This is a genomic window from Bacillus sp. FSL E2-8887 (assembly GCF_038007205.1).
Taxonomy (GTDB): Bacteria; Bacillota; Bacilli; order Bacillales; family Bacillaceae_G; genus Bacillus_A; species Bacillus_A mycoides.
The window spans coordinates 41,992-68,422 of the sequence record NZ_JBBOWS010000002.1; the positions used below are offsets into that span (position 1 = coordinate 41,992).

Below are 26,431 nucleotides of genomic sequence, written 5' to 3' on the forward strand. Positions count from 1 at the left end.
AGGATTCATTGAATGTAATTAATGCCGGAGGAGAAACCTATGAAACATCTAAGAAAAATCTTCAAACGAATTTTGCTTCTTTTTTCTATTTTCATGCTTATTGGCATAGGAATATTATTTGGTACTAACTATGGCCGAGATCTTCGTGTAACAATTGCTGGAAGTATACTAACTTCTCAGCATCCACAATATGCGAAATATACATTCCTATCCCAAAAGGAACTAGATAAACTGCAAGATAGAATTAATCATCCAAAATGGTCAAATAGTGATGAGGCCATTTATAAAAAAATAGCAGGAAAAAGATTAGAAGAATTAAAAAATCAGCCATTAGAAATTGATGTAGAAACAATTAAAAGTAATAAAGATAGTCGTTTTCTTTTCGAAGGAAAGTTAATTACCATTAGCAATCCCTTCAATGTTAAACTTGTTAGCCATCAAGGAACACAAGGAGCTAACAGGGGAGAAAAAATTAGTGTAATGGCAAAACGTAATCATGCACTTGTTGCTGTGAATGCAAGTGGATTTGCTGATGAGACAGGAAGAGGTGGAGGAAATGTTGCAACTGGAATAGTAATAGAAAATGGAAAAGCTATTGATACAAATATAGATAAAAATACCCCTACAATTATTACCGGTTTAACAAAGTTTGGACAAATGATAACAGGAAATTATTCTACCCAACAACTTTTGGATAAACAAGTCGTTTCAGCAGCAGGATTTATGCCACAGTTAATTGTAAATGGAGAAAAAATGATCACAGAAGGAGACGGTGGTTGGGGTTCTGCTCCACGAAGTATTATGGCTCAAAAAGAAGATGGCACAATAATGTTTCTAGTGATAGATGGTAGACAAACACATAGCATAGGAGCCACGTTAAAAGAGTGTCAAGATATTCTATATGAAAAAGGAGCAATAAATGCAATGGCTATGGATGGAGGTTCTTCTGCTACGCTATATTTAGGAGGAAAGGTTATAAATTCACCTTCTACATTATCCCATGAAGATCGTTATTTACCGAATGCTTGGATGGTAACAGCAAACCAAAAACAAGAAATAAGGGTGACAATAGATGGAAAAAAATAGATACTAAAAAATCAGATGAATTTGATGCAAATATTTCAACTGATTTATGAATTCTTAAATAAATGAAGGATTAATTAAATTTTAAAAACTAACATACAAAGAGCGTCATAAAATTGAAAGTTTTATCATTTAACATTCATTAAAGAAAAGCGTATAGAGATACTCAATCATATGGAAAATCTCCAAGAAGTTAAAAGAAGGATAAATAATGTATACAGTTTACACTCATATTCAATTATATTCTTTTAATCTTATAGTATTTGCTACAGCTATGTGAAATGGACAACCTGTAAAAATAATTGTTGTGATCAGATGAGTAAAGATTAATGCGCAGAATGAATTAGTAATCATACCTGAAAACATTTCATCAAACATCAAAGCAACACATTAGTCGCTTTGATGTTTGTAATGATAAAAGGGTGATAAAAAACATAAACAATAGGTGTATCAAGCAAAGGGATAATACACCTTAAAACTACATTGTTAAACAACATGCGTCGTCGTGTAGTATATCTTATTTATCTTTAATTATTTTAGGTTCAGTATTACATCTTATAGATCGTTTTTTCTATGATTTCCTAATTTCCAACTCTCGTCTTTTTATTCAATCATAATTACTATTTTAAGGATGTTAAAGTAACTCCAATACTAAACGTAAAAGGAATAAAAAAGCATGGCATTTTGTGTCACTCTTTTTACACTTCATAACAAATAAGGATAAAAGAACAAAGTAAGTTATGCTTTAAACCTTTACTGATAGGAGAAAATGTTTGTATAGACCCACACACTTATTATTGGGTAATGTATGAAAGAAATTAAAATGATGAGACATAGACTTATAACTACACAATTGAATTAAACAATAATATTTTGAAACAAGAGTAAAGTTAAGGTGGGGATAACTATGAATGCTAACCAAAAAACGTCCTTATTGGCAGCATGGATTAGTGTAATTAGCAATATATTTCTGACTCTCATCAAAATTATAGTCGGTTTACTTTTCAAAAGTCAGGTATTATTAGCCGACGGGATTCATAATGCTGCCGATGTTGTAGCATCCGTAGCCTCATTGGGATCAATGAAAATTTCAAACCAGCCAGCTGATGAAGATCATCCTTATGGACATGGTAAAGCAGAAGTTATATCATCAGGAATTGTAGCTGTGATTTTAATTTTAGCGGCTTTATTTATGGCTTATGAATCAATAAAGTCATTATTTGAACCAGCGACAGAACCCCATATAATTGCTTTTATAGCAGCGATTATTTCATTAATATGGAAGCAAATTTTATATGTATACACAATACGAATTGGTCGAAAAACAAGCAGCAAAGGGCTTATAGCAACTGCTTATGATCATCTTGCTGATGTTTATGCCTCAATTGCAGCTGTAATTGGAATTGGTATTGCTTTGATAAACAATATCTATTCCATTCCATATGCAGCATATGGGGATCCTTTAGCTGGTATTATCGTTTCCTTTTTCGTATTAAAGTTAGCGATTAGTATGGGGAAAGAATCAATATATATATTAATGGAAGGTGGTATTCCTACCGAGAAATGTAGTGAATATAAGAGAATAATTCAGGCCCATCCTTTTGTAAAAAGAATTGATAGAATGCGCGCACGTGATCATGGTCACTATGTATTAATTGATATTAGAATTAGTGTTCCGGCACATTTAAGCATCCAGCAAGGACATGATATTTGTAGGGATATAAAAACTACTATTATAAATCAGAACCCAGAAATATATGAAGTACTAATTCATTTAAACCCATGGTATGAGGAGAAGTAGGTTTATTGAATTATAGATAGATATAAGTAAGTAGTTAAACCGTCCTTTTTAGATATTGGAGAATTGGTCGACTTGTATAATGTCCATAATTAAAAAACATTTATAGTTATGAGTACAATACATCTCAAATACATTATTTATAGAAGAAAAAACGTCCTATTAAAATATAGGACGCTTTTATCTATGATTTACTAATTTCCCAACCTTCGCGTATTTTCTCTAATTCAATTACAATTACCTTTGAATCTTTTTTATACAAAGCATCAACAAAATCTGAAAGATAAATATCATTGAGTGGAATGAATTAATATATGAGGGTTCATTTTCAATATTTGTCTCTCAAATGAAGCAACTTTAGTATTCACTCAAAAATCCATTGTCTATGAAACAACTAGATTTTTAAACGGCTTTAATAGACATCTGCCATTTACATAGACAGATGTCTATTGTATTTTTGGCGGCAAGATTAAATAGCTTTTTGTTACTTTACAATAAAGTATACTTAATATCAGTAATTCATGTAATTAGGAGTGATTTCTATATTTAAGGAAAATGCAAAAAGGATACTTCTGTCATTAGTAACAAATCCAATACTAATAATTGTATACGGGATTTTTTGTTATGAGTTAGCCTTATACTGTAAGTACGGAAGGATGAATTATAATATTTATATTTTGTTATTATGTATAGTACTTTTTATATCCATGACTACATTTACTACAATGCGGGTGATAAAAAATAGAGAATATGAAACTAAAAAATTAACTAATTCAATAGCATGGAGATCCATTTCTATTATCATTATTGTTGCAATTACATCATTTTATGGGATGCAGATTTATAAAAGTGCAATAAATTACAATGGCAAATTGGCATGGTTTATAGAAAGGTTAAAACATGAAAGGTCAGTTAAACTTAAACATAATAATATATATGAATCTGGAGTAGAAGGTATTTTTGAAGATATAAATAAAAAATATCCTTTGCCAAAGAAATTGTATATGGCAACTGATTTTGATCTTACATTTCATTCAGATGGAACAATCACAGCGTTTGATACATTTGTTTATGGGAAAAATGTTGATGGGAAAGAAGAAACTTATTTAATCTCTTATAATGAGAAGAAATCAGAAGATATTACTATAATACGAGACGGATATGCAAAGCCTGATTATGATGATGATAAATTAGTAGAACCTTTAATTAAAACGGTTAAGGCAATTCCAGTTAAGCAAACGGTTAGAAAGTGGAATGAAAGTAAGTATGGGTTGATTTATTATGGAAAAAGAAATTGGGGATCCAATACAGAGGGAATTATTAATATTACTGAGGATGGTAAGGGGCAGAGTCTTAAAGAAGCAGCTTCTGATATCATTGGATATACTGTATCTATATATGTCCCTGGAAAAGAGAAAGAGCTAGTCCCTGCTAGATATAATTTAATATGTGACGCAAGTTGGAGTAAATCAAAGACGCCTCCAAATGAAGATAGGTTTAAAGAGAAGAAACAACAAGATTTAAAGAATGAAAAAGAACAGTTTTTCCTATCAAAAGAAGTTGGTTATAAACTAAATATGACAGATAAAGCATTAGGGAGCGCCTTTTATTCATTAAGCAGGACTAGTGATGAAGGGGAAACATGGGAGGTTATCAATCCAGACCCATTTAATAGGGGGATTGGTAGTGTATCAGGGATCACTTTTATAAATGATAAACTTGGGTTTTTAGGAGCAGTTAGACCTTCTGGTAATGAGGGAGAGTTATATCGCACAGATGATGGGGGGGTATCTTTCAAAAAGGTAGAATATCCGCCGCATGAAGTGAAATTAGATCATACACAGTCCACAATAAGTCCTTTTGATTCTCCTAGTATGCCATATGAGAAAGATGGGGTTTTTAATATGTTAGTTGGACAAGGGGCAGATGGAGACTACAATGGCGATAGTAGTGCACTTTATCAATCAAAAGATAACGGAGAGACATGGGAATTTGTAGAAGAAGTGAAAAAGAAATAGTCAGAATGTTTTTTTAAAAAATAAGGTAACTACTCAGCTATACATTTCATTTAGAAGTTTGGTAAGGGGTATAATTCCAGCGATGAAGATAAAATGGACCTACACCTCGCTGCCTTTCTTTGTTTTAAAGCTTTGCGCGTGGCAGGAAAAGGCCCTGACCGCTTCTATGCATGGCCAGTCCCTCTCGCCCATTTAAAAAGATGCTTTTCTGGCTTTTTTTCATAGAGGGGCTGAGTAGTTACTAAAAGTAAATAATTTAAATCGAACCATAAGCTTGCCGGCAAATTTATGGTTCGATTTTTTTTAGGGCAAAGATATCGTTCTAAACGGGTATCACCACATCGCTATCAACTTAAAAGAGTAATCACCAAAAAAATGAAAAAAGAGCTGACTTTTGATGAGTTTAGTTCTGTAAATCTAAAAAATTTTAGTTTAAACTTTCTTGTTTAAATAGTTTGGAGTTTCATGTCTTTCTACAACAGATGGGGGAAGGGGGTAACTCCCATTTTCCCAAGTGTTCGTGAAATTCACATTTAACATAAACAACAATTGTAGGAATCTAAAATTTTCATTTATCTAATCTAACAAGAGAGAGTTTTTATATACCAATTAAAGTAGAATTTTAACTATGTATTTTTTATATAATAAAATTAAATATGTAATGAATAATGCATGACATTTAAAACCACTACTCTAGCAGGGAAAATAATAAAAGTTCAGCAATTTTGCATTGCTGAACTTTTATTATTTATTTTTTCCTATTCTGCCTAAGCTATCTTTAATAGTTGTTTCTCCAAGCTGTGTGTATAATAAGGCCGTATCTTGGCTGGTATGCCCAAGTTGTTGCATCACTTGTAACGAGTCTTTTTCTTCCATATATAATTTATTCGCTAATGTATGTCTTAATTTATGGGGAGACATTCTTTTTCCATATGCTTTAGTATATTTTTCTACAATATCTTGGATAGCTCTAACTGAAAGAGGCTGTGCAGTATGTTTATATTTCGATAAAAATACATTTTTTAATTCTTTCCCTGGAGCATATTTGTTATCTCTAATTTCCATATACTTTTCTAAATCATTCAATGCAATTGGTGTAATCCATACAGAATCTTCTTTGTTTCCTTTTCGGATTACATCAATTAGTCTTTCTTTTAAGTTTATATCTTCCATACGAAGATCGGCCAATTCACTTACACGAATACCGCTACCAAGAAAAAGGGAAAGGATAGCTACATCACGATCTTTATCTCTTAGGAAATAGAATAACTGATGTTTTGTTAAAGATTTTTCATGTTCGTACTTAACGTAATTCAAAAATTCTTGATCGTCATCATTATGGAATATTTTAGATCTCATACGTTTTGCACGAGCATTTAATGTTTCTTTATCTTTATGTATTTCTATTTTAGCCATTACATTTCTATAAAAATAACATTCTCCATCTTCATTTTCTGATAGGGAGGTAAGGTACTTAAATAAAGACTTTAAGGCTGAAATTTTTCTGTTAACAGAGGAATTCTGCATGTTTTGTTGTAGTTTTAGAAACCTCATAAAGTTCTCAACATCTTTTTTCTTTAAATTTTCCAAATCAGAGAAGGATATGTCTTTAATCGGCTTAAATTCAATAATTTGTTCAGATAATAGCCAATTAAAGAAGACTCTAAAATCATATACATAATTCAGTAGGGTGGAGGGAGAGGCATCATGCAATTCTTTGTACTCCACAAATTCTTCTATGTAAAAGGGCATTTCATTTAAATTCTTGTATAATTTCTTACGATGTACGGATTTTTGACGTTGCTTGCTGTATTCCATAAAAATCACCTCATATACACTATAACAGAAAAGATACACGAACACAAGTTCGCATTAAATTCAATTTTTACACGAACTTATTTACATAATTAAATTATGTAATACTAAAATTCACTCGAAATTGAATGGGAAAGTGTAATTATTCTAATAAAAGTTATAGATAACCAAGTGATAAATTCATATTTGGCGATAAAAATTATATATGTATATAAAATAAAACGATTTTCAAATATAAGTTCTAACAAAATGAATACATGAACACAGTTTAAAAATCATTATAAAATGTGAATTGGTTAATTTAATCAAGGTTAATCAGGAGTTAGTTAGATCAACACAAGAAAAGCTCTTATAAATTAAAATGTAATTCACTATAAAAATTGTTTATGAGTAATTCAGCATTTGATTTTTCTTATATAAAATATCAATTATATGGCGTATACCAATATACTAAGATTCATGCACTTGGGCTTGAAATCCCTAGATACTGTATTTGATTTTTATATAATCGTATTATTCTGCGTAAAATTGGTATTTCGTGCGAAGTTGTAAGGTGTTTATTTTCCCCCCTGTTTATAATTCTTTTATGTTCATCCAACAAAATGCATCATGCACCTTTCATCAGTATGAATATCTTTTAGTTGCAGATAAATTCACCAATACATTTTAATATTGATTACATGGCTGCTTATAGGGTATAGCTAGCATATAAATACATGTTAAAAAAATTTTCAATGCAATACGGGTAACTTTAACCATTTAAGACTAAATAGGTTGTGCTTTACCCAAAACTTAATTGTTTTTATATTGAAAGAGAATGTTTCCTATAGTTCTGTAAAAAGTATTCTTTATTGTACTTTGTTTATGTGAACATACAGTGATTTTTAATTCTAATACAGATTTTAAAATATAACTTCGCAATTTTCCCTTCCGTCTCAATAAGATAAGAATTCTTTTCATTTTGAGACGGATTTTACTCCTTTTTTTCAAATATCTATAATATCTCTTATGTAAACAAGGTTTTTGGGAAATATGCCGTCATATCAACGTTTGCGACACTTTCGAGAACTTTCATTTACAACACCTTTTATACATCGTTGATTTTACGCTGTTTTCACCCTTAAACCACCGTTATTTCCTGCATAAACTTCACTTTGTTAACTATCTCTATTTTTGTTCGTTATGTTCGTTTGTTTTGTTAATTGAAACATAGGCAACGAATCAAAATCACGCTAGGTAAAATAAAAAAAGTAGATTCTCTACATATTAAGAGTTAATCCACTTTTTCCTTATATAATGCTATTTTACGTTAAGTTTCTTCTTAACTTTCTCAGGCAAATCTTCTTTTTTGACTTCTTCATAAGGTTTTACATCTACAGATTTATCGTTATCTTCACTAACATAAAGACGTAAAAATGCATCTTCTTTAAGTTTTTTATCGTTTTCCGCTTTGTGACTAGTAAAGCTAATTTTCTTTTCTGCTCCCTCCTCATCATAAGCTGGTAAAGTGTAAACACGTGTTTTGTCTTTTATTTCGCCTTCACCTTTAATTTGTACATAATATTTATCTTTCCCATAGAGCTTTAAGCTCCTTATATCGCAACCAAATGAAAAAACAGCAAATACCGTTAAAATAGCAAATAAAGCAAATATTTTCTTCATACTGTCCGCTCCTTATTAATGGTTCTGGTGCAAACATTTTTTGAAGATATAAAGAAGTGAAGAAATTCCTAACGGAATCCACTTTTATGCTGGAATACCGAATAGTTGATGAATGAGGTTCACCTGATTTTGGACAGACTTCCCCCTTGAGAGGTTTGTCCTTTTTTCATCATATGCATGGCTTCAACACCTCTCAATATGGAAGTTGCCGTTTTAAATGACTTGAATCCCAACATAGAACGCACGCGTTTCTTAATAAAACGATGATCTTGTTCTACTATATTATTGAGATATCTAACTTGCCTTAGTTGTATGCCTTCAAGCATATGTTTCTCTTCTTTTAACTCTTGAATCGCTACAGGGTAGGCAGGGTTCTTATCTACTGTTATCACACGAGGTTTAGACACGTACGAAAAAGCCAAGGCTTTCTTGAAAAAGCGCTTGGCTGCTTGTTTATCTCTTGATTTACTTAGATAAAAATCAATGGTGTTCCCTTCGGAATCTACAGCACGATATAAATACATCCATTGACCCTTTACTTTGATATAGGTTTCATCGACCCTCCATGAGTCATTTGTTGATTTAAGATGATAGCGTACTTTCTCTTCTAATTGAGGTCCATATTGATGAACCCAGCGCATAATTGTTGTGTGAGCGATTGATAATCCTCGTTCTTCCATCATTTCCACCAGGTTGCGAAAGCTCAAATTGTACCGCAGGTACCATCTTACTGTTAATAAGATCAGTTCAGGCTGATAATGTTTCCACTTGAATAGATTTTGCTTTTCCATACCAATCACATCCTTTTTTAGAGTACTAGTATCAGTATGTCCAAGTTTGATAGACATTTTTCATATACTTCAAAGTTTTTGCACCAGAACCGCTAAATCATACCCTGAAAATTTACGTTTTCGCTTTAAAAAACCTAGCTCTCTAGCAAGATTTTCCAAAAATGAAGGGGTAAGATGTTCATATAATTCTTCAGCAAATAATTGTAATTCGTCAGAAATTGATAGATACATACAAAAACGCCATCCTTTCCTATGATTCTACAGAAAGAATAGCGTATTTTTTGGTTCTGGTGCAAAGGTAATGGAAAAGAAAATATAACATATATATTTCTAGCATAATGGTAGGATAATCCTGGTTCCTCATCATTTCTACTAAATTACGAAAAATTAAGTTGTACCGTACCAACGTACAGTTAACAAAATAATATCTTGCTGATAATGCTTCCATTTGAACAAATTTTCCTTTTCCATACCGATCACACATCTTTTGTAGAGTAATAGTATCAGCATATCCCAGTTTAAGAGGTTACTTACAAAACATTTAGAATTTTTTCGTGGGAATCCTCCGAAATATAATACAGACTTTAAATATTTTCATTTATAATTCTCTATTTGTCTATACTTTTCATATCGCTGTTGTATAAGCTCTTCCGAGGATAATAGTATCAATTTTTTTAGAGATGATTCGATTACAGATTCAATCATTTTTGCCTGTGATTTTATATCATTTTGTGCTCCACCTTTAATTTCAGGAATGATTTCATCAATAATTCCTAAATGTTTTAAATCTTTTGCTGAAATTTTCATATGTTCAGCAGCTTCTGGAGCATACTTAGCGTCCTTCCATAGGATAGATGCTGCTCCTTCTGGCGAAATTACCGAGTACCATGAATACTCTAACATATGGATATGGTTACCGACACTAAGGCCAAGAGCTCCACCACTTGATGCCTCTCCAATTACAATACAAACAATTGGCACTTTAAGTGTAGCCATTTCAAATAGATTTCGAGCTATCGCTTCAGAAATTTCACGTTCTTCAGACCCTTTCCCTGGATAGGCGCCTATTGTATCAATAAATGTAATAATAGGGCGATTAAATTTATCAGCTTGTTTCATAAGTCTTAGCGCTTTTCTATAACCTTCTGGATGTGCCATTCCAAAATTTCTTTCTATACTTTCCTTTGTATTTCTACCTCTTTGATGACCAATAACCGTAACGGGCATCCCTTTAAATTTTGCAATACCACCTATCATTGCTTTATCATCACCATATAATCGATCACCATGAAGTTCGAGAAAGTTTGTAAACAATAAAGGTATATAGTCCAATGTCGTGGGCCGGTTACGTAGCCTTGCAATTTGAACTCGTTGAAAAGGTGTAATATTAGAATAAATTTTATCTTGCATTTTATTTAAACGTTTTTCTAATACATGAATTTCTGACGATAAATCTACATTATTTTCTTTCATAATTTTCTTTAATTCATCAAATTTCTCTTTTAATTCAATAATAGGACGTTCGAAATCCAAACTCATTTTATCCTCCAAATGTTATGATTTACCTCACTCTAATCAAAAGGCTTAGAAATAGAATCAATAAATAATTCAAAACCATCCACAACTATTTTTTGTTCTGATTCTGATAAATTATTGAGAATACTTTGATAAAATGTAATGGATTGCTCTCTTAAGTAATTAACAGTTATGTGACCTTTTTCTGTGAGGTGCAGAAAAAGTTCTCTTCTATTTTTTTCATTTACTTCACGATAAACAAGCCCCTTTTTTACTAACTTATCTACCAATCTACTTACAGTTGAAGTCTCTAATCTAAGTTTATTGGATAGTTGCCAAACAGTTAATTTTTCCACCTCTAGTTCCTCTAACGCCATCATTTGAGAAGTTGGTAAAGGTTTTTCAAATGGTCCATTGGGCAAATTTTGAGATTCAAAAACCCCAGTTATTATAATCATTTTCTTAATATCTGTTCTTAGTTTTAAGGCATCTTCTCTTTTCAAAAAGGTCACCCTCCTACAACTAATGTATCATACATCAATTGTATTATACATGAATATGATTTTTTCACAAGCTTAACGTAAGCCAATATTACAACATGGACGAGATATTTCTTCTTGTTAAAATGGTATAAGTGGATTGTTTTCTACAAATGGCAGAACATCAATTATGTATCAGGGGCCTTTATGGGGTACCGCTCATCGCAATCAAGCTAAGAAAATAAAACTACCATAAAAACGAAATTTTGTGACAACTTGCAACAAAAAACTCATAATTTTTGGGGGAATTCTAAATTCTTAAGTTGATGGGCATGGGGTCACCATATCAAAAAAAGAAAATTGTACGTTTGGACACAATTTAGACACAAAATATCCGATTCCTTGTACGATAAGGGATCGGATATTTATTTTACTGTTTTATATAGTGCACAATTTCTCGCTTACGAGGTCTGCGTAGCAACCGAACCAAATCTTACGTTAAGTATTAGTGGACATCAAAAATAGTAATGACTAATCCAGATTAACATCCATCCGATTCACAATTAAATATACCAATATGTTAAATGGCTAAAAAAACAAACGGTATGAAGAGAATTTCTACTCTTTTCATACCGTTTTAAATTTGTTTATAAGTTTCATACGAAATTCGTGGAAAGATGGCAGCATCTCTTTTATAAACAAGTCTCAAAAGTTACCATACCTGACAACGGAAATATTAATGTAACTCTAGTTCCTTTATTCACTTCAGATTCAATGCCAATTTTCATTCCTAATTTTGAGCACAGTTTTTCGCATAGATACAAACCCATTCCTGTACTTTTGCTAAATCTCCTTCCATTCTCTCCAGTAAATCCTTTTTCAAAAACTCTATTTATATCTTTAGTTATTATCCCTACTCCATTATCCTCTATAGTTAGTATTACTGAGTTAGCTTTCTTAATTGAGTATATACGTATCATTTGTTCTTTGTTATTTGAGTACTTTATGGAATTTCCTAATATTTGATTAATAATAAATTCAACCCATTTTCTATCACTATATACGATTTCATTAATATCTTTTATATCTAATTTTATTCTCTTATGAATAAAATCTCTATAATTTCTTTTAATTACAGTTCTTACTACATCATCAAGTTTGATTGGTTTTATAATATAGTCCTTACCGACATTATTGCTTCGAGAATAATACAACACCTGTTCTACAAACCCTTCGATTCGATCCATTTGGGAGTCTATTTTATTAGTTACTTCATTTTGATTATTTTCAATTATTAGCTTTGTAGAAGCTATCGGCGTCTTAATTTCATGTACCCATGTTTCTATATATTCCCTATAATCCAATTGCATATCTCTATAATATTTTACATTTTCATGCATATCTCTACTTATTTCTTTCAGTATAGCGTTAAGCTTTTCCCCATGTATAAAGTTTGCTTCCTTTACTACCTCTGGAAGTAGGTATTTTTTCTCCAAGTTTTCTAATATGCCATTAATCTCATTATAATAATTTTTATATTTTACAAATTCTATAGCCATATATGAAATCAATGGAAAAAACCAAATACAAAAGACAAAGAATATTATAATGAACTGAACATTCGCAGTCAGCAATATACCTGCTAGTATAATAAATACCAGTACATTAGATAGTATTACTACCATTTTATCTTTAATAAATTCACCTATATTCATGGCATTATATACCCTAACCTTCTTCTTGTTGCAATTGGATTTTCTATACCTATCTCTTCAAGCTTTTTTCTTAATCTATTTATATTAACAGTTAAGGTGCTATCATCCACAAAATAATCAGATTTCCATAAGGTTTCCATGAGTGAATCTCTTTTTACAATATTACCGCGATTATTTATTAAGCATGAGAGTATCTTAACTTCATTTTTAGTTAACTCTACAGACTTGTCTTGATAAGTAACTGTTGCATTTGAAAGATTTAAATTAAAATCTCTATAAATTAAGATATTATTCGTCTTGAAATCTCCAGATATTCTTCTTAAAATGTTTGTTACTCTTGCTAATAGTATTTCTGTATTATAAGGCTTTGTTATAAAATCATCTGCTCCTAAATTCATACTTATTAGTTCATCTACATCACTATCTCTGCTTGTAACCATGATGATTGGAACATCTGAAGTTTTACGTATTTCTCTGCATATATAATAGCCATCGAACACAGGAAGATTTATATCTAGTAATATAAGGTCTGCATTCTCACTTTCTATATATTCGATAATATGATTAAAATCTGTGGGAGCCTTTACTTCATATCCATACTTTATAAAAAAATTTTAATTCTTCTCTGATGATTTCATCATCTTCAATCAGAATGATTTTTTTCATGTCTTTCCCTCCCTATACAGAATATAAGGCTATTACATCTTGAGAAACAAGGTGTAATAGCCTAATGAGCATTATAAAATCAAGTATTACTTTTTACAATATTTTTATACCCGACATATGTCGTGTAGAAATATACTACATAAACTACAAGAAATACTAAACCAGTCATCAATGCTGGTAAAGTAATGTCTATTTCTTGAAATGCGTTAATAAAATCATTGACTACATAAATTCCAACTACAGAATGAATTAGGGCAAGAATAACTGGAAGACTAAAGTATACGAAAGTTTGAATAAAAATCGTTTTGTCGATCATTGTTCCGTTTGAACCAATTCTCTTCAAAGATTTATATCGATCTATGCTATCACTGGCTTCTGATAATTGTTGAAGAGCTAATACAGCCATACTCGTTATTAAAAATACAATACCTATATATATCCCAATAAACAGTATGATCGTTTTCAATCCCTTACTTTCTGCACAAACTGCATCCTTTGATATGCCTGATATGCGATTAATATTTAATTTTGGGCCATTTTCGTCATAAAAGCCCCGTGCAACGTTATCATATTTTTTATTAAATTCTTCTCTATTTCCATCTAAATAATTTACATTAAGTACGGATGCAATAATTTTGTAGTCTGATAAAAACTCATCATTTATAACGATTGTGAAGAAATCAAATTGTTCATCAGAAGTGTAAAGATTCTCTTGTATAATTTTAGCGTTTTTTACCAGATATTCTTTTTCTTTAATATTCACCTTATTGCTATTTTTTAATCTTTCATTTATCGAATTAAGCAACCGCTTATTATTTGATAAAAGTAAAACTTCATTGTTATTTAAAGTGATTTCCTTTTCACCTTTAAGATTTAAAATTTTATTATAATCAGATACTTTAATGAAACTCATACCGCTTTTCTTATAATCTTTACGTACTTCTGGTACTAAGTCCCCCACTTCCATCCCTGTTGGATATACATTATAAGATACATATTTTTCGTTATTACTTATTTTAAAATTAGCTTTATTTAATACTTCTTCTATAGTGTAACTTTCATCCTTATTCTCCAATTTAATACTGGCATCAAATGGTGTTGCTTCTTTCATTGTTGCGTCCATCATTCTGTTAAAGCTGATTCCTGTAGATAAAGCCACCATTGTAAGGCATAACATTAAACAGATTACAGACATGGATATAAAATTTGTATTAACCTTACTATTTATTTGTTTGATGATAAATATATTTAACCCTTTAAAATAGACTTTTTTATTCTTCTTTACAACATATAATATAAATCCAGATAAACTAAAGAAAAACAGCAATGTACCTAATATGCCAAGAATGATTGATACCATGAGCATAGGATTACTAAAATTCAATCCGATTTTTAGTACATTCACATATGCATATCCAAGTGATGCTACACACATAATAAATGTGATTACATAGATAAGAGGATTTCTAAATTTTACATCTTCGTTTTTTCTACCTGCTGTTAACAAATCAATTATTTTGTATTTAGAAACAACATATACATTAAATAACATAACAAGCAAAAACATGATTCCAAAGTATAATACGCTTTTACCTATAGCACCTGTTGAAATTGCAAATTTATATTTATTCACGGGCAAGTCAAATAACTTTAATGCAAATGTAGATAATCCCTGTGATACTCCAATACCTATTATAAGGCCACTCACTAAAGATATAACGCCAACTAGAAATGTCTCTGTTACTAATATTCTGGATATGTTTCTTCTTCCCATACCTAAAGTCATGTATATTCCTAATTCTTTTTTACGTTTTTTGATTAAGAAATTATTTGCATACAATATTAAACCACCTAATATTACGGATACAAATACTGACACATTTGAGATAACTTTCATTAAAGTAGGCACATATTCTCTACCTGAAGCGTCAATTTCCATAAGTGCCTTTTGTGATTCTATTGAGTTAAAGCTATAAAATATACAAACAGCCAGTGTTAGTGTTAAGAAATATATCGCATAATCTTTAAGACTTTTCTTTACATTCCCAATAGCAATCTTAGAATACATTATTATCGTCACCTCCAAGAAGGGTTATAACTTCCATAATTTTAGTAAAGAATTCTTTTCTAGAATCATTCCCTCTTACCAACTCGATAAATATTTTTCCATCTTTAATAAAAAGAATTCTACGAGCATAGCTTGCTGTAAATGCATCATGAGTAACCATAAGTATTGTAGCTTTTAAATCCTTATTTAGACTTTCAAATCTTTCGAGTAATAATCTAGCTGATTTAGAATCTAACGATCCTGTTGGTTCATCTGCAAGTACTAAAGATGGATCTGTTACGATAGCTCTTGCCGAACCAACCCTTTGTTTTTGTCCGCCTGACATTTGATAAGGGTATTTGCTTAATACTTGTTCAATGTCTAAATATTTTGCAACTGCTTGTATTTTTTCATCAATTTTTGAACTTTTCTCACCTTTTATTGTTAACGCTAGGGCAATATTTTCATAAGCAGTAAGGGTATCTAATAAATTAAAGTCCTGAAATATAAACCCTAATTCATTTTGTCTAAACTTATCTAGTGACTTTGATTTTAACCGAGTAATGTCACTATTATTTATCATTATTTTTCCCGTAGTAACATTATCAATAGTTGATATACAGTTAAGTAATGTAGTTTTGCCACTTCCTGAAGGCCCCATTATCCCAACAAATTCTCCCTCATCTACCTTAAAACTAATATTATCTATAGCCTTTGTTACATTATCTTTATTACCATAATATTTTTCAATTTTTTCAACACTTAATATATTTCGCATTAATATTTCTCCTTTTTCATTATAAAAGTTCTTTAACTCCCATTCATTTATGTAATTCATTTTATATAATTTCATTTATAGTATCGATGGAATTACATTTCATTAACATTACATTTTTGTTATATTGAGTGATACCTCTACATATAAGTTATCAGAAATCGCGATGGTATAAGTAAGGATTATTCGATGCTTTACCAAAGAGGCAGATAAATGTAGGGGTATCGGTTCTGGTGCAAAAACGATAAGACTTATGTAATTAGTGGAAATAAACAAACTGGTTACGGCGTAACAACAGCTCTATTTAAAAGACATGGATTCATATTCATTTCAGAAGAAGATTTTGAAAACAGAAAAGGATTTGACCTTTAAGGCCAAACCCTTTTTATTTTTATTATTTCGCAGGAAGCTCGTCCTTCTTCACTTCTTCCCAACCTGATACATCTTTTTCATCTTTTTTATCAGAGTAGTAGACGCGTAGGAATGCTTCTTTACGAAGGTTTTTTGGTTCTGGTGCAAAAAGATGATAAATAAAAAAGAATCAAGGATTCCTAACGGAATCATCTGTTAAGCAGTTAATCCAAACAGCTGGTTGATAAAAATATTCTGATTTTGGACAGACTGGTCCTGCAAATCAATTTGTTCTTTTTTGACCATATGCATGGCTTCAACGCCACTCAATATAGAGGCTGATGTTTTGTATGATTTAAATCCCAACATAGAGCGTATACGCTTTTTAATAAAACGATGATCTTGTTCTACTATGTTATTTAAATATTTTATCCTTCGGATTTTGGTGCCTATTGGTATCCTTTTTCTTTCTTCAACTGTTCGATAGCAATTGGATAAGCAGGGTTCTTATCAACCGTGATGATACGAGGTTTTGAGACATGAAAAGACCGCAAGGCTTTCTTAAAGAATCGCTTTGCAGCCTTATGATTTCTAGATTTACTCAAATAAAAGTCAATCGTGTTTCCTTCAGAATCAACAGCACGATATAAATACATCCATTGTCCTTTTACTTTTATATATGTTTCGTCCACTCTCCATGAGTTATTCGTTTGTTTGAGATGACGTTGAATTCGTTTATCAAACTCCGGTCCATATTGATGTACCCATCGCATAATAGTTGTATGAGCCAGGAATAACCCTCGTTCCTCCATCATTTCCACCAAATCACGAAAGCTTAAGTTGTACCGTAGGTACCAACGTACAGTTAACAAGATGATGTCTGGTTGATAATGTTTCCACTTAAATAAATTCTCCTTTTCCATACTGATCACACACCTTTTATAGAGTAGTACTATCAGTATTTCCAAGTTTGATAGACCATTTTCATCTACTTCAAAGTTTTTGCACCAGAACCAAATAATATCAGGCTGATAATGTTTCCATTTGAATATATTTTTCTTTTCCATACCAATCACGCACCTTCTTTAGATTAGTAGTATCAGTATCTCCAAGATTTGTAGATTTATTGCAATTGTCCTGAAGTTTTTGCACCAGAACCAATCAACAGTCCCTTAATCCACCTTTCAATTCAGATCTTCTTTTCACTATCACCCCCCCTTTTAGATAAACAGATCCAACGGGGCAAAACATCGCAACTTTTTTATAAACGTCGCGACTTTATGAGTAGCTCTTTTGGGAGATTAATTTTACGATGATTTCATAGACAGTTCTATTTTTATATTCGCTCTATATAAATTAATCGCTCCTAAGGCTACAGCTAGTCCAACAAGATAAAGTGCTAGCTGATAACTATTTAATATACTTACTACTAAACCGAATAAAGAAGGTGCTATGACAATAAATATTTGATTTAATGTCATTGCTGAACTCACTGTTAAGCCTATATAACGAGAATCCGATTGCTCTGTAACACAGGCAATAAAAATCGAATACCAACCAATTGCTACAATCCCCAGTAAAAAACAGAATAGTAGCATCCATATTTTTATTTCTACATGGATGATTAGTGGCAACATCACTGTAAGAATTACTGTAACAACCATCACAATAAGTAATAATCTTTCTCTATTATGCTCAAAGAATTGGTCACTCATCCACGCAAGGGCAACTCGTCCAATCATCCCCCCTATTAAAACGAGGCTTAAATATTTCCCTGCCCCTGTTAATGAATAGCTACCTTCTTGATGTAAGTAACTCATAAAATGTGTAATGATAATCATCTGTAATGACATCATCACAACACCTACAATGTACATCGGATATAACTCTTTATTATTTTTGATAGCATTCATTTTCTCCTTAAACGACAACGATATCGATTCTGTAGCACGAGTTCTTTCTGGATCATGATAAAGTAATAAGAAAAGTAGACCTCCAATAATTGCTACAATCCCTTGTACAACATGCGCGGCTGACAAACTGAAATGGTAATATGTATAAGATAAACTAACAGAGGCAAGAGCTCCTCCTATCGGTATACCTGTCTGCCTTATTCCTAGAGCTAGCCCCCTATGTTTGTTGGGAAACCATTTTACTATAGCAGTACTACCACCAGTTTGAGCACTACCGTACCATATCCCAACCAATATTAATAAAAGCAGCAATACAATATAATTGTTAACAAAAACTAGCGTTAACACTGAGATTCCTAATAAAATGGCTCCCCATCCAATAATTTGTTTCTCCCCTTTTTTATCCATTAAATAACCAAATACTAGCATTGAAAACATTGGACCAATATTAACAGCTGAAACAATAAACCCTGTTTGCAGTGGTGTTAAGTTCCATTCAATTTGATAGAATGTAGCGATAGGTCCCATACCATATGTCACAAAGGTTGCTGCAGTTTGTGATAGTGTAGCAACCAATACGATTAACCATTTATAATACGTGTTCATTAATGCCCCCCCCAATACTTTGCTAATACACATTTGTATCCGTTCAGTATCAATTGGCTATGGATCTTTTTTATAGAGACAGTATTCACATAATCTTTTATTAGCTTGGGCCATTATCCCGACTCCTTACTTATTAAGCTAACTAGAGTTTACTCTGCCTACTGAAGCGCGTAAAATAGAGAAAAATGATAGGATCTATTAAAATTTTTTATAGGGTGTGTGACAGACAATATGAATATGGAAGAAATTGCACTAAAAATTGAAATATTAAATCGCCAAAATTTAAGTAAATCCGCAGAAATCACAAACTATACTCAATCCGCCCTTACTGCTAAAGTAAAAAAAATGGAGTCCGAAATTGGAAAACCTGTTTTTAAACGTTCACCCCAAGGTTTGAAAATTACTAGCGTAGGTACTCAGTATAGAAACTATCTTCAGCTTATTACTCAAGAGTACGAAGAATTTTTACAATCCATTGGTGCCTATCAGGTTAACTTTAAAGTGAACTTTGGTACATCACATACAACCTTAAAAATCTACGGTGCGCCCATCGCTAATACGCTTAATACGAAGGACATTCAATTGGATGTAGACTTCGCAGTAGATTCAAGTAATGCCTTAAATGAAAAAGTACACAATTCCGAATTGGATTGTGCACTCATTAGTAATCCTATTAAAAAATATCCCGATTTAGCATATGATCTTATTGCCACTGAAACATTTGAGATTATTTCAAGTAATAATCATATAATCAATTTCAATCAAAAAAAGCCTATTACATTACTCGTATTGAGTAAAGGTTGTATGTATACAAGAGCTGTGGTTGATTGGCTTATAAAAAATCAAATACAATATAAATTAAAGGAAATAAAGTCAATTAGTAGTATTCAAGATTTTCTACAAATCAGTAATACCATTGCTGTATTGAATACTAAACTTATTGATTTATATAGCTATACAAACATCCACTATTACAATTTAAACTTTAATAATGTCATTGATACCGTTTTTATTTATAAGAAAAATGAAAGTAAGCAGAACAATATTTTACAATTAAAAAATGTAATCCAGACGATTTGTTAACAATAAATAATAGAAGTTTTTATTGCTGTGAAAAAATAATGAAAATATCCCATACAAGAATTAAAAAATCCATTTTGATCAAAGTGTGGTTCAAACTAGAATTGTTACTTCTTGAGGATTTAATGTCCTCATTTTTAATGGAAATATCAATTTAGTGATGGATTTTAACACAGATTTAAAGCCGTTTCAATCATGTTTCACTCTAATTTTCATCAGTCTCAAATACCTCGTTTTTGAGACTGATAAAATCACTTAAAGTAACAAAACCAACGTTTTTTCATGTCAATATATCTTAGCTTATATTTTCTATTAGATGTGGGCGGGAAACCATGCCCATCAACTTAAGAACGGGAACAAAATGAACTTCCGTTCATATGAACGGAAAAACTCTTAAAATACTTTGTATCCTTAAAAATGAACATGCTAAATAAACCTCAATGGGCCTAATTTCAAAAATTATACAGCTTTCCTTTGCCCGCCCACCTCATTATACTTATAGGCAACCCCCATAATATCAAAGACTGTTTTCTTCTCATATCTGTGAGATTTCCGTCCATTCTTCTGTAGGTGGTGGAACAGACGGACAAAAACCCGTCGATTCAGTTGTCAATGCTTTTTCTTATCTTAATACACTATTTAGATTTTTAATATTTTAATAATGGATATACTCTAGCATTATCACCAAAGTAAGATTCCATAAAAAAGAAAAAACTATTTATTTGGTTATTGTAGCTTTGTGTAGATTGGAAATACAGTCGCAATGTTAAAAAATGCAAGGATTTACCCTTTTAGATACTTTTATCTGAAAGGGTGTTTTTCTAACTAAAAGAAAAAAACCACTGATATGCAGTGAAATCAAGGGTTTAGAATTATTTTTAACCAAATTTTATTCTAAAACAGCACCAAATCCTTAAGTTGATGGATGTGGGGTGGTACCCCATAGCCATCAAGCTAACAAGGACAAGTTACCCCAAAACGATAAAAACGATTAACATGTAAAAAAATTTCGTTCTGGGGATATTATGATATCTTAACTTGATGGGCATGGGGTAGCACCAACAATATCTTTTATTGCTTTATGAACTGCAGCAATATCTCCCAATGTAGATAAATACACTAGTGTATCAAAATATGTTTCAGTCAAATTAATAATTTCTTTTCCGTTTCGAGTTAAATGTTCAACTTGTTTATCGCTAATACGTTCCCATTCTTTAATGGTTTTATTTGCATCCTCCTGCAGTAGTTCCAACGCCTTATGATGTTCCTGTTCAATTTTTACTAAAGTTCTTGTGAGCTTGTAGTGACTTTGTTTCAATTTCTTCTTCCGCTCTTTGCAAAACAGTTAATATATCAACTATGTCCGAATCATCCATTCGCGTTACCATTTCATTTCTAAGACAATCTTTTAATTCCTCAATTTCCTTCATTACTCATTCCCCTTTCAAATAACGATTTTGTCTAAATCCATATACTTGTACATACTAGATGTGCTTACTGGGCGCACTGACGCTATTGATGATGAAAGGCTACATAATACTCTAATTGGTGTTCAAAAAAATTATGGGGTGTTATCTGAAAGCCAAAGAGAGAACTTCTGCAAGCAGCTTGATCATTATGTAAGGTTCTTAGGTGAGAATAATGAAATATTGTGATTTAATTTCATAATAAAAGAAATCTTTTTCAAAGGTTATAGGTAAAATTTTACATAATTTTACCGAATTAACCAATGAGGGCTACGGCTCTCTTTTTTTATTTTCATTCGACACAATATGACAATATACAAATTAATAGTTTGCTATTATTATCTAGAAATCTTACATTTATCCACAAATTATTATTGTATTTTTAATTTTTTAAATGTAAAATATTTCAATGTAAATACATACCATTTAGGGAGATGGAGAAAATTATGAAAAAATTATTAGCTTCAGCAACAGCATTCACACTATTAACAGTTGGGTACAGCTCTGCTGCATTTGCAGCCAAGAGTCCTAATGACACAAAAAACTGCGAACACTTTAAAAGTCAACAAGAGGCTCAAGCATTCTGGGATCAAAATGGATATGGTGTCGGAAATGATCCACATCGCTTAGACAATGATAAAGATGGCATTCCATGTGAAGATTATAAGTATCCAACGAGCACAAATACTACAACAGAAAATAAAGAGACTACTAAGCCTCAAGAACAAACTAAGCAGGAAAATACTCAACAAGAACCTGTTAAACAAGAGAATTCAAAACAAAGCAACGAAGCAACAAATAATAAACAAGAACAAACTAAGCCACAAACAACTGCAAAAGAAACAAAGAAAAATACTAATACAGTTGTGAAAAAAGAAAATAAAAAACAAGGTAAAAAATTACCTAATACAGCATCAAACGGTGTTACAATGATGTTAACAAGCTTAGGTTTAGCATTAGCCGGATCTGTATTAATGTTCCGTCGCAAAAAGACAAACGCATAAAATAGTTCCTTAAAACGGCAGGAGAAATCCTGTCGTTTTCAAATGGAGTGATAAAAATGAATAAAAAGCAATGGATAGGCTTATGTTTAATTGTTATTGGACTTACTATCTTTTCCTATTATTTTCTAGAATGGTATGGTGCTAGACAATCAGCAGAGTCGCTAACGACTAACGAAGCGAAACACTATGAGACCTCCACACCTTCTAAAGAAAATGAAGCAACAAACATCAATCAAACAGAGACGAAGACTGAGACTTCATTACAACCTGAAGAACCTGTACAAATTCCAGCTTCAACGGTAAACCATCAATTAGGAGATAAAGTGGCATATTTAATTATCCCTAAAATACAAAAGAAATACTCTGTATATTGGGGAGCTGACGATAAAGTACTGAAAAAAGGTGTAGGTATGTTTGTTAGTGATTTAACTACTACACCATCTGGAAATGGACATACAGTTTTAAGTGGGCATAGAGATACTGTTTTTACCGAGCTTGATCAACTAAAGGAAAATGACCAACTTATCGTGGAATATGAAAATAAAACATATACATATAGAATTAACAAGCATTGGATAACGGATTCAGAAGATCGAACAGTTATTGTAGACAAAAGTGAGCCAACATTAACATTAACAACTTGCTATCCTTTTGACTATATAGGAGACGCTCCAGACCGATACATAATTGAATCATCTCTACTCTCCACTCGTTGAAGATGGGAGCTTCGGCTCTCTTTTTTTATTTCCATTCGACAAAATATTACAAAATATAAATAACTTGTTTGCTACCATGGGATATGAAAGCTTACATTTTAGCATATATAGCCAATACATACTGGGGGTAACACAATGAAACGCAAATTACTTACAGCATTAACGTGTAGCACATTACTTATAGGATTGGCTGCATGCGGTTCAAATGAAAAGACTGCAACTGAATCAAAACCTACTCAAGAAGCTAAGAAGCCTGAACCGGTTACTACAACTTCACTTATTAGCGAGTTCAAGAAAGCTGGTATAGAAGCTGAAAATGCTACGGATCTACCTCAAAAAGAGTTTGGAAACATACGTAAAGATGGGAAACGTATCCTTACACCGAAATTAGGTGAAGATAAAGGCGGCCGTGTGTTTGAATTTAGTAAGAAAGAAGATTTAGAGAAAGCTAAGAAATACTACGATGAATTAAGTAACTCTGCTCCAATGCTTTTCTCGCATACATACGCTAAAGGAAACTTCCTTGTACAAATGAACGGTGATATGAAAGATGAAGAGTTTAATAAGTATAAAGAGGTTATGGATAAAGTAGTGAAGTAAATAAAACAAAATATAGATTTTCATTAAAAGGACAACGTATATCTCTTAATTTTCTCAATATATACACATAACAAGTATGTTAAAATTATTATATAGTCCCGTCTTATTAAACAAGGAGGGTGAATGTCTTGAATAAAAATCATTTAGGATTAGCATTACTTTTAACCTTCTTAATTGTAATGCCTTGGAATTGGCTTTTTTATGATGCACATGTTTTTATATCCATAATGGATCGCATTTCTAAATTTACCATTTATTTTTTACTAATATTATTAATATTGCAACTTATGAGTTATATAAAACATAAAATAAAATATGAAAAAGAACTTCTCGAATACATCAAAAAAGAAAAAAACAACAAAAAAGAACAAGAGTAAATATTTACTCTTGTTCTTTTTTGTTATAGACTTTTATCTTCCCAATAAGTATCTTGACCAACTCGTAAATATACATATACTGTTCTTGCACTACCGATACCATTACTATCATACCTAGTGTATTTGATTTTATAACCTCCATAAGCTGAATAACTCCCCGGTATCTCTGTCCCTCTAAAAACACCTTGTTCTAACATGTCAAAATCTCCATCTGGTGTTTTTATCATAAATCCAAATACCCTTTGAAGAATATCTGGTGTCGATTTACCTTGATGAATACAGAAATCTGCGTAATAATACATGTCATAATTTCCGCCAATTGAATTTTCAACCTTCGCATTTTTTACACATTTAAATCCTGAACCAGAACTCCAATTCCCTCCAGTTACAGCATCATTAGGACCTTTTATAACTTTCCCCTTAGAATCTAAAATTGTCGCATTACTTAAATCCATTCCAGAAACTATCGTAGAACCATCTGGGAAAGTAGTAATTGTCGTATTTTCACCAATTTTCTTCTCTATTCCTAAATCTTTTTTATCCGGATTAATATTATCTAGCATTTCATCATTATTAATTTTTTTTATTAATCGATCTCTAACCTCAATATCATTAGCATATCTTTCGTTAATATCTTTAATCTGAAACTCTTTTTGAAGCTCATATTTCTTCAAATTCTCCTTTTTCTGGTCCAACTCACTCGCTAAAGATGTAGGTGCAAATAGTCCAACAGATAAAGATAGCACAGCCATACATGCCATAATCCTTTTTCTTAAACTCATAATTCTGTCTCCCCTTCCTATCTCCCAAAATTAGTAAATCTTAATTTAAACATACGGTATTATCAGAAAAATGTATATATTTAGAATTTTATAAATATTTAACGGAATATTCTGTTAAATATCCCTTCTTAATACACAAATTGATGGATTTTTAAACGAAAGAGTGAAACAATTTTAACAACATAGAATATACGCTAAAAAATGTGGTTCAAGTCGGAGGGAGGCACCTTAGGGTGTCTTTTCTTATGAATAAGAGATACGTGGGAAAAATAAGTCATAGGAAAGAAATACAGTCTGAAACTTCTAAACTATCTTTTTATTTCCTTTCGACATAATATGACAATATAAAGATATTTTATTTGTTATTATTAACGTGGCAATCTTACATTTTACATAATTGGAGGAACAAACGTGGGGAAAATATTTAAGTTTGGATGCCTAGGCATTATAGCTTTATTTGTAATCGGAATAATTGCTATGGTTGCTGGTGGCGGAGATTCAACTGAAAAAACTTCAACAGACACTAAAGCGGTATCAAAAGAAGGTGTATCTTCTGATGTAAAAATCGCTGTAGGATCTATGGAAACAGTAGATTCTGTGGGTAATGAATACTCAAAAGAACAAGCACAAGGTGTCTTTAAGATTTTAGAAGTTACACTTACTAATAATCAAAAAGACGCTATCACTGTTGATACTAACAGCTTTAAATTGGTAGATAACAAAGGTCGTGAATTCACATCTTCAGTACAAGGTCAAACATCTTTTGACTTAGCTAACGGTGGAAAAACTGACTTCTTCTTAAAACAATTAAATCCTGGTCTAACACAGACAGGTAAAATTGTATTTGATATACCAAAAGATGCTGAAGGACTTTTCTTAAAAGCTAGTGGCGGTATGACAGGTAAAGAAATTAAATTAAAAGTAGAATAGTTGAAGGCACTCGAAAGAGTGCTTTTATTTTTTTCTCAATGACCAATATTAATTAACGTGGTAAAATAATATATGGATTGGTGTCCAATACATATTATTAAAATTAAAGTGGTTCAAGTCGGAGGAAGGCACCTTAGGGTGTCTTTTTTGTCTTTATGGATTTTTTCAGAAAATATTTGAAATATAATACAATCAATTATATTATTATGTGTGTATGACTTTTGTTTTTGAATAATTCCGAA

General features: G+C 31.5%; 19 protein-coding genes and 8 pseudogenes. 9 read left to right on the plus strand and 18 right to left on the minus strand.

All coding sequences use genetic code 11. The annotated features are described in order from the left end of the window. Nucleotides 1-39 precede the first annotated feature (39 nt). Both NSQ08_RS27455 and NSQ08_RS27460 read left to right on the plus strand, forming a co-directional pair. A pseudogene (locus NSQ08_RS27455) lies at nucleotides 40-1,136 on the plus strand (phosphodiester glycosidase family protein). A gap of 854 nt (nucleotides 1,137-1,990) precedes the next feature. Further along, on the plus strand, nucleotides 1,991-2,884 hold the full coding sequence (locus NSQ08_RS27460) for a cation diffusion facilitator family transporter (protein WP_016119303.1): 894 nt from the start codon (nucleotides 1,991-1,993) through the stop codon (nucleotides 2,882-2,884). A 181-nt stretch (nucleotides 2,885-3,065) separates the two neighbouring features. Here NSQ08_RS27460 and NSQ08_RS29970 read toward each other — a convergent pair. Next, a pseudogene (locus tag NSQ08_RS29970) lies at nucleotides 3,066-3,152 on the minus strand (DUF4878 domain-containing protein); the annotation flags it as partial. Nucleotides 3,153-3,414: 262 nt separating this feature from the next. Between NSQ08_RS29970 and NSQ08_RS27465 the strand changes: the two are divergent. After that, on the plus strand, nucleotides 3,415-4,899 hold the full coding sequence (locus tag NSQ08_RS27465) for a WD40/YVTN/BNR-like repeat-containing protein (RefSeq protein ID WP_308027094.1): 1,485 nt from the start codon (nucleotides 3,415-3,417) through the stop codon (nucleotides 4,897-4,899). A 744-nt stretch (nucleotides 4,900-5,643) separates the two neighbouring features. Here NSQ08_RS27465 and xerS read toward each other — a convergent pair. The 14 genes and pseudogenes from xerS to NSQ08_RS27535 all read right to left on the minus strand — a co-directional run bounded on the left by xerS (nucleotide 5,644) and on the right by NSQ08_RS27535 (nucleotide 19,267). Then, nucleotides 5,644-6,717, minus strand: a complete 1,074-nt coding sequence (gene xerS / locus NSQ08_RS27470) for a tyrosine recombinase XerS (RefSeq protein WP_016097047.1) — start codon at nucleotides 6,715-6,717, stop codon at nucleotides 5,644-5,646. A gap of 1,296 nt (nucleotides 6,718-8,013) precedes the next feature. Continuing rightward, entirely contained in the window at nucleotides 8,014-8,376 is a 363-nt protein-coding gene (locus NSQ08_RS27475) for a YxeA family protein (protein ID WP_340780397.1), read from the minus strand. Between the two features lie 84 nt (nucleotides 8,377-8,460). Next, nucleotides 8,461-9,167: pseudogene (locus NSQ08_RS27480) on the minus strand (IS6 family transposase). Between the two features lie 84 nt (nucleotides 9,168-9,251). Then, nucleotides 9,252-9,398, minus strand: a pseudogene (locus NSQ08_RS27485) (IS4 family transposase); the annotation flags it as partial. Nucleotides 9,399-9,519: 121 nt separating this feature from the next. Then, nucleotides 9,520-9,638 (minus strand): annotated as a pseudogene (locus NSQ08_RS27490) (IS6 family transposase); the annotation flags it as partial. 123 nt (nucleotides 9,639-9,761) lie between these two features. Continuing rightward, entirely contained in the window at nucleotides 9,762-10,706 is a 945-nt protein-coding gene (locus NSQ08_RS27495; protein WP_340780398.1) for an acetyl-CoA carboxylase carboxyltransferase subunit alpha, read from the minus strand. A gap of 32 nt (nucleotides 10,707-10,738) precedes the next feature. Next, entirely contained in the window at nucleotides 10,739-11,185 is a 447-nt protein-coding gene (locus NSQ08_RS27500) for a MarR family winged helix-turn-helix transcriptional regulator (protein WP_340780400.1), read from the minus strand. A gap of 668 nt (nucleotides 11,186-11,853) precedes the next feature. Then, nucleotides 11,854-12,876, minus strand: coding sequence for a sensor histidine kinase (locus tag NSQ08_RS27505; RefSeq protein WP_340780402.1), 1,023 nt, complete (start codon nucleotides 12,874-12,876; stop codon nucleotides 11,854-11,856). Next, nucleotides 12,873-13,542, minus strand: a pseudogene (locus tag NSQ08_RS27510) (response regulator transcription factor). Before NSQ08_RS27510 ends, NSQ08_RS27505 begins: the two are co-directional and overlap by 4 nt. 79 nt (nucleotides 13,543-13,621) lie before the next feature. Continuing rightward, entirely contained in the window at nucleotides 13,622-15,610 is a 1,989-nt protein-coding gene (locus tag NSQ08_RS27515) for an ABC transporter permease (RefSeq protein ID WP_340780404.1), read from the minus strand. Continuing rightward, nucleotides 15,600-16,367 (minus strand): ABC transporter ATP-binding protein, encoded by a 768-nt coding sequence (locus NSQ08_RS27520; RefSeq protein WP_016119316.1) that lies wholly within the window; start codon nucleotides 16,365-16,367, stop codon nucleotides 15,600-15,602. The genes NSQ08_RS27515 and NSQ08_RS27520 overlap by 11 nt, the downstream gene beginning before the upstream one ends. 391 nt (nucleotides 16,368-16,758) lie before the next feature. Beyond that, nucleotides 16,759-16,869: pseudogene (locus NSQ08_RS27525) on the minus strand (nitroreductase); the annotation flags it as partial. Between the two features lie 62 nt (nucleotides 16,870-16,931). Further along, a pseudogene (locus NSQ08_RS27530) lies at nucleotides 16,932-17,638 on the minus strand (IS6 family transposase). A gap of 384 nt (nucleotides 17,639-18,022) precedes the next feature. Next, complete coding sequence (locus NSQ08_RS27535) at nucleotides 18,023-19,267, minus strand: MFS transporter (protein WP_340780407.1); 1,245 nt, start codon at nucleotides 19,265-19,267, stop codon at nucleotides 18,023-18,025. 198 nt (nucleotides 19,268-19,465) lie between these two features. Here NSQ08_RS27535 and NSQ08_RS27540 point away from each other — a divergent pair, with 198 nt between their 5' ends. Continuing rightward, the gene (locus tag NSQ08_RS27540) at nucleotides 19,466-20,317 is read left to right on the plus strand and encodes a LysR family transcriptional regulator (RefSeq protein ID WP_016119319.1); all 852 of its coding nucleotides are present in this window, start codon (nucleotides 19,466-19,468) and stop codon (nucleotides 20,315-20,317) included. 1,030 nt (nucleotides 20,318-21,347) lie between these two features. Here the strand turns inward: NSQ08_RS27540 and NSQ08_RS27545 are convergent. Next, nucleotides 21,348-21,566, minus strand: coding sequence for a hypothetical protein (locus NSQ08_RS27545; RefSeq protein WP_340780410.1), 219 nt, complete (start codon nucleotides 21,564-21,566; stop codon nucleotides 21,348-21,350). Between the two features lie 19 nt (nucleotides 21,567-21,585). After that, entirely contained in the window at nucleotides 21,586-21,744 is a 159-nt protein-coding gene (locus NSQ08_RS27550; RefSeq protein ID WP_340780412.1) for a hypothetical protein, read from the minus strand. Nucleotides 21,745-22,226: 482 nt separating this feature from the next. Between NSQ08_RS27550 and NSQ08_RS27555 the strand changes: the two genes are divergently transcribed. The 4 genes from NSQ08_RS27555 to NSQ08_RS27570 all read left to right on the plus strand — a co-directional run bounded on the left by NSQ08_RS27555 (nucleotide 22,227) and on the right by NSQ08_RS27570 (nucleotide 24,477). Then, on the plus strand, nucleotides 22,227-22,784 hold the full coding sequence (locus tag NSQ08_RS27555; RefSeq protein WP_340780414.1) for an excalibur calcium-binding domain-containing protein: 558 nt from the start codon (nucleotides 22,227-22,229) through the stop codon (nucleotides 22,782-22,784). 56 nt (nucleotides 22,785-22,840) lie between these two features. Then, nucleotides 22,841-23,500 carry a class D sortase gene (locus NSQ08_RS27560; protein WP_193653424.1) on the plus strand — a complete coding sequence of 220 codons (660 nt, stop codon included), beginning with the start codon at nucleotides 22,841-22,843 and terminating at the stop codon, nucleotides 23,498-23,500. Between the two features lie 135 nt (nucleotides 23,501-23,635). Then, nucleotides 23,636-24,100 (plus strand): stress protein, encoded by a 465-nt coding sequence (locus tag NSQ08_RS27565; protein WP_340780417.1) that lies wholly within the window; start codon nucleotides 23,636-23,638, stop codon nucleotides 24,098-24,100. Nucleotides 24,101-24,228: 128 nt separating this feature from the next. After that, entirely contained in the window at nucleotides 24,229-24,477 is a 249-nt protein-coding gene (locus NSQ08_RS27570) for a hypothetical protein (protein WP_340780419.1), read from the plus strand. Nucleotides 24,478-24,500: 23 nt separating this feature from the next. Here the strand turns inward: NSQ08_RS27570 and NSQ08_RS27575 are convergent, their stop codons facing one another. Then, entirely contained in the window at nucleotides 24,501-25,259 is a 759-nt protein-coding gene (locus NSQ08_RS27575) for a hypothetical protein (RefSeq protein WP_340780421.1), read from the minus strand. Between the two features lie 411 nt (nucleotides 25,260-25,670). Here NSQ08_RS27575 and NSQ08_RS27580 point away from each other — a divergent pair, with 411 nt between their 5' ends. Beyond that, a complete protein-coding gene (locus NSQ08_RS27580) occupies nucleotides 25,671-26,189 on the plus strand; it encodes a DUF4352 domain-containing protein (protein WP_078178403.1) in 519 nt (172 codons plus the stop codon). Nucleotides 26,190-26,431 lie beyond the last annotated feature (242 nt).

Bases quoted from the DNA above. Each gene is read 5' to 3' on its own strand.
- NSQ08_RS27460 (WP_016119303.1), top strand. From the start codon at position 1,991: ATGAATGCTAACCAAAAAACGTCCTTATTGGCAGCATGGATTAGTGTA.
- xerS (WP_016097047.1), bottom strand. From the start codon at position 6,717: ATGGAATACAGCAAGCAACGTCAAAAATCCGTACATCGTAAGAAATTA.
- NSQ08_RS27475 (WP_340780397.1), bottom strand. From the start codon at position 8,376: ATGAAGAAAATATTTGCTTTATTTGCTATTTTAACGGTATTTGCTGTT.
- NSQ08_RS27495 (WP_340780398.1), bottom strand. From the start codon at position 10,706: ATGAGTTTGGATTTCGAACGTCCTATTATTGAATTAAAAGAGAAATTT.
- NSQ08_RS27505 (WP_340780402.1), bottom strand. From the start codon at position 12,876: ATGAATATAGGTGAATTTATTAAAGATAAAATGGTAGTAATACTATCT.
- NSQ08_RS27515 (WP_340780404.1), bottom strand. From the start codon at position 15,610: ATGTATTCTAAGATTGCTATTGGGAATGTAAAGAAAAGTCTTAAAGAT.
- NSQ08_RS27520 (WP_016119316.1), bottom strand. From the start codon at position 16,367: ATGCGAAATATATTAAGTGTTGAAAAAATTGAAAAATATTATGGTAAT.
- NSQ08_RS27535 (WP_340780407.1), bottom strand. From the start codon at position 19,267: ATGTGTATTAGCAAAGTATTGGGGGGGGCATTAATGAACACGTATTAT.
- NSQ08_RS27540 (WP_016119319.1), top strand. From the start codon at position 19,466: ATGAATATGGAAGAAATTGCACTAAAAATTGAAATATTAAATCGCCAA.
- NSQ08_RS27550 (WP_340780412.1), bottom strand. From the start codon at position 21,744: ATGAAGGAAATTGAGGAATTAAAAGATTGTCTTAGAAATGAAATGGTA.
- NSQ08_RS27555 (WP_340780414.1), top strand. From the start codon at position 22,227: ATGAAAAAATTATTAGCTTCAGCAACAGCATTCACACTATTAACAGTT.
- NSQ08_RS27560 (WP_193653424.1), top strand. From the start codon at position 22,841: ATGAATAAAAAGCAATGGATAGGCTTATGTTTAATTGTTATTGGACTT.
- NSQ08_RS27565 (WP_340780417.1), top strand. From the start codon at position 23,636: ATGAAACGCAAATTACTTACAGCATTAACGTGTAGCACATTACTTATA.
- NSQ08_RS27575 (WP_340780421.1), bottom strand. From the start codon at position 25,259: ATGAGTTTAAGAAAAAGGATTATGGCATGTATGGCTGTGCTATCTTTA.